Source organism: Streptomyces sp. AF1A, assembly GCF_047340315.1.
GTDB lineage: Bacteria > Actinomycetota > Actinomycetes > Streptomycetales > Streptomycetaceae > Streptomyces.
The window spans coordinates 1-7,035 of sequence record NZ_JBLEBI010000262.1 but is presented as its reverse complement, the minus strand read 5'-3'; the positions used below and the strand labels follow the sequence as shown (position 1 = coordinate 7,035).

Sequence of the window (7,035 nt, the reverse complement as noted above, 5' to 3'; positions counted from 1 at the left end):
ACCACGGGCAGAGCACCGTACGAGGTGCCCCGCAGCCCGCGCACTCGGCCGGCAGCACCAGGTCGGTGAGGTCCTGCCACCACCCCCGCATGGCCACCACTGTGCCAACGACGCAGCCGCCGTACCACCCCTGTGGAAAACGCCCTGTGGACAACGGTCTGTCGAAAACCCGGAGTGCGTCCGGCAGCCCTCACCCGCCTGGTGAAACGCCCGCAGCGCTTCACCCGCCTGGAGAAACGCCCGGCAGCCTTTCACTCACCCGGAGGTACGGAGTGTCCCCCGCCCGGCGTCCACAAGGGCGGCGGCACCGGAAGCCGCGGCGCACGAGGCGGCCGCGGCGCACCCGGGTCCGGTCCTCAGCCCGGATAGGCCGGCGCCGTCCCGTCCTTGTCGATCTTCTGCCACTGCGCCCCGGACGGAAGCCGGACGATACCGTCGTCCGAGTAGGCCACCAGGGGCACCCGGTCGTCCTCGGACGCGGCCAGAGCCTTCACCCCGGGCAGCGCCCCGGGTGCCGGGCCGTCCAATGTGGAGCCGTCGACCTGGACGTACCGCATCTGCTGCACGCCGCCCTGCTCCTGGCCGACCACGAGCAGCCTGCTGTCCCCGGCCCACGACAGCGCGCTGACCTGTTCCAGGTCGGGCGCCGCGGAGCGCAGCTCCACCACCGAGACCCCCTCGCCCATCCGGTCCTCGCGCTCGATCCGGCCGATCAGCAGGGACTGCTTGCCGTCCTTCTCCACGACCAGCGCGATCCGCACCCCGTCGGCGGCCACCCTTGCGTCCTTGATGCGGCCGGACAGGTCCGGCACCGCGACCTTCTCCGCCTTGGCGACCCCGCGCTCCAGCACGTACAGGCTCGGGTTGCCCGGGTCCCGGTCGGCCACCCACAGGTCGCCCCGGGCGTCCCAGCTCGGCTTGGTCAGCCGGTCGTCGGGTGTCGCGCCCTTGCTGGTGACCACCGCGTCGCCGAGCGAGCCGTCCGACGTCAACGAGGTGACGTGCAGCGAGGCCCCGTCGTCCTCGACCGCGGCCACGGTGCGCTCGTCGCGCGACACCGCCACGGACTGCAGCGCCTTCTCGCCCTCGCCCAGCGGGCCCGGCACCGGATCGCCGGTCCCGGTGCCCCCGGGGGGCATCCGCACCAGCCGGTGCTTGCCGTCGACGTAGTACAGGTCTGCGGGCCGCTTCGCCGAGCCGTGCCAGGCGGCGGCCTCGGCGTGCTCCTCGTTCAGGTCGCACAGCCGGTGGCCGCCGACCCCCCGCAGCTCGACGGACTCCAGCGTGGGCGCCAGGTTCCGCAGGGTGAACAGCAGCTGGGTTGCCATCTCGGTGCACTTGGACGCCGCGACCTGGGACGCCTTGAGGTTCAGGGGCACCGTCAGCCTGTTCTGGTCGTCCGGCGCCAGTCCCGACACGTCCTTCTGCAGCGCCGTACCGGTCGGGAAGCTGGACCTGACCACGGGTTCGAGCCAGGTGGTGGGCCCCTTCAGCAGCGAGCGGACCATCTGCGTCATCGGGTCGACCTTGCTGCGCACGAACACCGGATCGGCGACCGCCACCGGCTCTCCGGACGCCCCGACGGCGGTGTTGGAGGCGAAGTAGTACTTGTCGACGGACGTGTAGTTGCGCTGGAAGTCCGACTTGCCCATGACGACGCCGTCGGGCAGTTCGTCGATGCGCCACTGCCCGCTCTTCGTGTCCTTGGTGAGGTGCACCTTCTTGCGGTAAGGACCGCCGTCGGGCTGGTACGCCTGGCGCGCGTCGACCGTGGCCACCCGGGTGCCGGTCAGCACGCAGCTGACGCTGTTGGACGCCTCCCGGCTGCCGGCGCGGCAGTCGGTCTCGATGCTCGGCCCGTTCGCGAGGACCGTGGTCGACTGCTCCGGCCGCCAGGTGTGCGCGGCGTCGGCCGTCAGATACTTGCGTGCCGTGTCGTACGCCGGGTCGTCACTGGTCAGTGCCTCGAGGAAGCCCTGCATGATCTCGCCGGGGGTGGCGTCCTCGGCCGGTGGCATGGCGAACACCCGGACTCCGGTGTCCTGCCGTGGCGTGGACTCCACGTTCCGCAGGTCGCCGTTGTCGGGCATCGAGGCGCACCCGGTCAGCAGGACAACCCCCAGGGCGGTGTACGCCGCCGCGCGCCCCGGCCGCCGCCGGACGCCCCCCTTGCGGTCAGCGCCCACGAAATGCCTCCCCTGGCTCGGTCGATTGCTCCGGCCGTGGCGGCCGGGCCGTGTCCGCGTCGGATGCCGCGCCCGCCGCGGCTCTGTCGTCGGGGCGCCGGGTGCCGCCGGCGGGCCGGGGCACCACGCGCGCGCCGCTGCCGTTCCCGGGCAGGGCGGTCGGATCGGCGGCGGGCAGCCGCGGCGCCACGGGGGCGCGCGGCGGCAGCGCGGGCGTACGGGAGCCGCCCTGCTGCAGCGGAACGGTCGCCCGCTTCTCCTCGCCCGTGCGGGACTGCCCGGCGTCGTCGAGGCCGCGGTTGCGGCGCGAGTCCTTGGGCTCCAGCGGTATCGGCGAGCCCCGCAGCGGCTCGTCCGCCGTTCTGGGCAGCGTGAGCCGGAACTGGGAGCCGCCGCCCGGCTCGCCCCAGGCCTGCAGCCAGCCGCCGTGCAACCGCGCGTCCTCCAGGGCGATCGACAGCCCGAGGCCCGTGCCTCCGGTGGTACGCGCGCGCGCCGGATCGGCCCGCCAGAAGCGGCTGAAGACGCGGGTGGCCTCGCCCGGCTTGAGGCCGACGCCGTAGTCGCGCACCGCGACGGCGACCGCACCGCCGGCGGCGGCGAGCTTGACGATGACGTCCTTGCCCTCGCCGTGCTCGACGGCGTTGACGACGAGGTTGCGCAGGATGCGCTCCACGCGCCGGGCGTCGGCCTCGGCGACGACGGGCTGCTGGTCGCCGATCACCCGTATGTGCGTGCCCTTGCGCTCGGCGAGCGGCTCGGCGCCGCTGACCACGCGCCGCACGACCTCCCTGAGGTCTATGGGTTCGGCCTCCAGCGCCGCCGCGCCCGCGTCGAAGCGGCTGATCTCCAGCAGGTCGGCGAGCAGCGACTCGAACCGGTCCAGCTGGTCGGCGAGCAGCTCGGCGGAGCGCGCGGTCACCGGGTCGAAGTCCTCGCGGGCCTCGTGGATGACGTCGGCGGCCATACGGACGGTGGTCAGCGGGGTGCGCAGCTCGTGCGAGACGTCCGACACGAACCGGCGCTGCATCCGCGACAGGTCCTCCAGCTGCTGGATCTTCACCTGGAGGTTCTGCGCCATCTTGTTGAAGGCCTCGCCCAGGCGGGCGATGTCGTCCTCTCCGGTGACCTTCATCCGCTCCTGCAGCCGCCCGGCGGACAGCCGCTCGGCGATCCCGGCCGCCATCCGCACCGGCGTGACGACCTGCCGCACCACCAGCCACGCGATGGCGCCCAGCAGGACGACGACGAACAGCCCGGCGGTCGCAAGCGTGCCCTTGACCAGGCTCAGGGACTTCTGTTCCTGCGTGAGCGGGAAGAGGTAGTACAGCTCGTAGGGGCGCCCGTTGGGGTCGCTGAGCTGCTTGCCGATGACCAGCGCGGGCTGCGGCTCCTTGCCGTTGGAGTAGACGATCCGGGTGTAGCTCTGCGCGGCCGTCGTACCGCTGTTGACCCGCTCGCGCAGATCGGCGGGCACGCTGGAGGTCGGGTTGACGTTCCCGGAGCCGCGCGGGCTGCGCCCGCCGCCGCTGTCGTCGCCCACGGGCAGCGTGACCACGTCGAAGGCGCCCGCGCCGCCGCTGGACAGCGACGCCACGAGGTCGCTCATCCACTGGATGACGTTCTGGGACTGCCGCCCGTCCGGCGCGGTGGTGCCGTCACCGGCGCCGGTCGCGGTGCCCGTGTCCGTGTCCGTCGCGGTCCCGCCGGCGGCCGCCTCGTCGGCCTTCTGCTTGGCCACCGCGAAGCCGCCGGTGGCCTGGCTCTGGGAGGCCCGCACCTTCGCGTCCAGCAGGCCGTTGCGCACCTGCCCGATCACGACGAAGCCCAGCAGCAGGACGACACCGAGCGACATCAGCAGCGTGGTGGCGACGACCTTGAGCTGGATGTTGCGTCGCCACAGCCGCATCACCGGCAGCAGCGGACGGCGCACCCAGCGCAGGAACAGCCGCAGGACCGGGCTGCCCTGGACCCCGCCCCGGAGCAGCCCGCCCTCGAAGACACTTCTGAACCGCGCACCCGCCGTGCGGCCGACAGGCCGCTCCGGACGGGCCCCGGACCGGCCGGGGGCCGAAGCGGCGCTGTCCCCGGTCACGTCAGCTCGGCCCGGCCTTGTAACCGACGCCACGGACGGTCACCACGATCTCCGGCCGCTCGGGGTCCTTCTCGACCTTGGAGCGCAGGCGCTGGACGTGCACGTTGACGAGGCGGGTGTCGGCGGCATGCCGGTAGCCCCAGACCTGCTCGAGCAGCACCTCGCGGGTGAAGACCTGCCACGGCTTGCGGGCGAGCGCGACCAGCAGGTCGAACTCCAGCGGGGTCAGCGCGATCGACTGCCCCTCCCGCTTCACCGAGTGCCCGGCCACGTCGATGACCAGGTCGCCGATGGTCAGCTGCTCCGGCGCCGGCTCCTCCGACCGCCGCAGCCGCGCCCGGATCCGCGCGACCAGCTCCTTCGGCTTGAACGGCTTGACGATGTAGTCGTCCGCGCCCGACTCCAGGCCCACGACCACGTCGACGGTGTCGCTCTTCGCCGTCAGCATCACGATCGGCACCCCGGACTCGGCCCGGATCAGCCGGCACACCTCGATGCCGTCCCGGCCGGGCAGCATCAGATCGAGCAGCACCAGATCCGGCTTGGTCTCACGGAAAGCGGCCAGCGCCTTGTCGCCGTCGGCTACGAAAGACGGCTCAAAACCTTCACCACGCAGCACGATCCCGAGCATCTCGGCCAGTGCGGTGTCGTCGTCGACGACAAGGACTCGTCCCTTCATAAACGACATCATCCCATTCTCATAACAGCGACAGGCGCCCTGGTGAGGGAGGTCACTGGCCGGTGACGATAGTCGTATGGGGCGCTCACTGTCTGCCCCTGTCCCTCCGGTCGTCGATGCCATGGGCGGATACGGGCTCCGCAGCGGTGCGCCGCCGGCCCGGGCCGTGCGGTCGCCGTCGTGGTCGTACGGGCACAGGATGGACAGGACGGACCGGGCGAGCGACGCGGCGATGCGCCGGGACGCGGCAGCCGGAAGGAGGCGCTACGCCATGACCCAGTTCATGGATGTCCACCACGGGATGAAGGGCATCACGGCCGACCAGCTGATGCAGGCCCACCAGGCCGACCTCGCCATCGAGGAGGAAGAAGGCGTCCACTTCGAGAGGGCCTGGGCGGACCCGGAGTCCGGCACGGTCTACTGCCTCTCCGAGGCACCCTCGGCCGAAGCGGTGCAGCGCATCCACGAACGCGCCGGTCACCGGGCCGACGAGATCCACGCGGTCCCCCTGACCGCGTGACCGGCCCTCAGGGCGGTGCCGTTCGCTGATGCCGGCGCCGGACGTCACGGCCTCCTCGCCCGCGGACCACCGCGCGTGAAGGGGCCGTTGATGTCGATCCGGCCGGTGCCGGCCGGTGCCACCCCTCAACCGGCCGTCGTCCCGCGCGACCTGGCGCACAACTCCGCGAGAGCGGCGCCCGTCACGGGGGAAACGGCCCCCTCCTCGGTGACGACGGCCGTCACCAGCTCGGGCGGCGTCACGTCGAACGCCGGGTTGTACGCCTGCGTCCCGAGGGGTGCCACGGGGATCCCGCCGCCTGCTCCGGCCACCGGCATCTGGGGCACCGTGATGTCCGTCACTTCGAAACCGGGGCGCTGTTCGACCTCGATGGACGCCCCGTCAGGAGTGTCCGGATCGACCGTCGTCAGCGGCGCCACCACGATGAACGGCACATGGTGGTAGCGCGCGAGCACGGCGAGCGGATAGCTCCCCACCTTGTTCGCCACCGAACCGTCGGCCGCGATCCGGTCCGCCCCGATCAGCACCGCGTCCACCTCACCGGCCGCGAACAGGGAACCCGCCGCGTTGTCGGTGAGCAGCGTGTACGCCATGCCGCTGCGGGCCGCCTCGTACGCCGTGAGGCGAGCCCCTTGCAGCAGCGGACGCGTTTCGTCCACCCACAGGCGCCGCAACCGCCCTTCGCGGTGCGCCGCGAGCGCCACCGCGAAGGCCGTGCCCTCTCCGCCGGACACCAGCGATCCGCTGTTGCAGTGGGTGAGGATCCGGTGCCCGCCGCCGGGCAGGAGTTCGTCCAGCAGCGCAAGGCCGTGGGCCGCCATCCGGGCGCTGGCCTCCGCGTCCTGCCGGTGCAGCGCGCGCGCCGCCGCCAGCGCCTCGGTGGCCGCCGCGGTGGGGTCACCGGTGCCGGCGAGCGCGGCCTGGTGCGCGGCCTGGGCTCGGCGCACCCCGACCGACAGGTTCACCGCGGTGGGCCGGGCGCCCTCCAGCGCCCGCGCCGCCTCGGCCACGTCGAACCCGCGCGCGGCGGCGAGCGCGACACCGTACGCCCCGGCGATGCCGAGCAGCGGCGCTCCGCGCACGGCGAGCGACCGGATCGCCTCCACCAGTGCCGGTGCGTCCGTGCACACCAGCTCGACCTCCTCGGCCGGGAGCCTCGTCTGGTCGAGAAGGACCAGCACGGGACCTTCGGGTGGCTCCTCCCATCGGATCGCCGGTATCCCGGTCGGCCGTCGGTCTGTGCCGGTTCGCGCCTGGTGATCAGCCATGCGGTCAGTCTGCCCCGGATCCACCGGACAATTGAAGGCATCGAGCCTGCACCGCGGCCGGTCCGCCGGTGACCGGCCCATGGCACGATGGCTGCCAACCTGCCGCCGCATCCGCGGAAGGGCACCGAGAAGGAGCTCCGATGACAGACACTCCGGGCTGGGCCTCGCCCGGATCCGCCCCGCCGCCCGAGGGGCGGGAATCCGGCACGCCCGGCCCCGCCGAGCCCGCCGACCGCCCCGGCCCCGCACCGCAGCAGGGCACGCAGCCGCAGGGCCCGGGCGTGCAG

5 protein-coding genes and 1 pseudogene are annotated in these 7,035 nt (G+C 72.9%); 1 reads left to right on the top strand and 5 read right to left on the bottom strand.

Annotation, left to right across the window (positions count from 1 at the left end):
- From ACLU3S_RS34885 to mtrA, 4 genes and pseudogenes are all read right to left on the bottom strand, one after another.
- Positions 1-91, bottom strand: a pseudogene (locus ACLU3S_RS34885) (ComF family protein); the annotation flags it as partial.
- Between the two features lie 265 nt (positions 92-356).
- Positions 357-2,186 carry an LpqB family beta-propeller domain-containing protein gene (locus ACLU3S_RS34880; protein ID WP_413955986.1) on the bottom strand — a complete coding sequence of 610 codons (1,830 nt, stop codon included), beginning with the start codon at positions 2,184-2,186 and terminating at the stop codon, positions 357-359.
- Positions 2,176-4,281 carry an MtrAB system histidine kinase MtrB gene (mtrB, locus tag ACLU3S_RS34875; protein ID WP_413955985.1) on the bottom strand — a complete coding sequence of 702 codons (2,106 nt, stop codon included), beginning with the start codon at positions 4,279-4,281 and terminating at the stop codon, positions 2,176-2,178. The genes ACLU3S_RS34880 and mtrB overlap by 11 nt, the downstream gene beginning before the upstream one ends.
- A gap of 1 nt (position 4,282) precedes the next feature.
- A complete protein-coding gene (mtrA, locus tag ACLU3S_RS34870) occupies positions 4,283-4,972 on the bottom strand; it encodes a two-component system response regulator MtrA (RefSeq protein WP_220784158.1) in 690 nt (229 codons plus the stop codon).
- Positions 4,973-5,231: 259 nt separating this feature from the next.
- Here mtrA and ACLU3S_RS34865 point away from each other — a divergent pair, with 259 nt between their 5' ends.
- Positions 5,232-5,480, top strand: coding sequence for an SCO4226 family nickel-binding protein (locus ACLU3S_RS34865; RefSeq protein WP_413955987.1), 249 nt, complete (start codon positions 5,232-5,234; stop codon positions 5,478-5,480).
- 125 nt (positions 5,481-5,605) lie between these two features.
- Here ACLU3S_RS34865 and mtnA read toward each other — a convergent pair whose 3' ends face one another.
- Positions 5,606-6,748 carry an S-methyl-5-thioribose-1-phosphate isomerase gene (gene mtnA, locus ACLU3S_RS34860; protein ID WP_413955984.1) on the bottom strand — a complete coding sequence of 381 codons (1,143 nt, stop codon included), beginning with the start codon at positions 6,746-6,748 and terminating at the stop codon, positions 5,606-5,608.
- Positions 6,749-7,035 lie beyond the last annotated feature (287 nt).

Excerpts from the sequence above, each read along its gene's own strand:
- mtrA (WP_220784158.1), bottom strand. The coding sequence starts at position 4,972 with ATGATGTCGTTTATGAAGGGACGAGTCCTTGTCGTCGACGACGACACC.
- ACLU3S_RS34865 (WP_413955987.1), top strand. The coding sequence starts at position 5,232 with ATGACCCAGTTCATGGATGTCCACCACGGGATGAAGGGCATCACGGCC.
- mtnA (WP_413955984.1), bottom strand. The coding sequence starts at position 6,748 with ATGGCTGATCACCAGGCGCGAACCGGCACAGACCGACGGCCGACCGGG.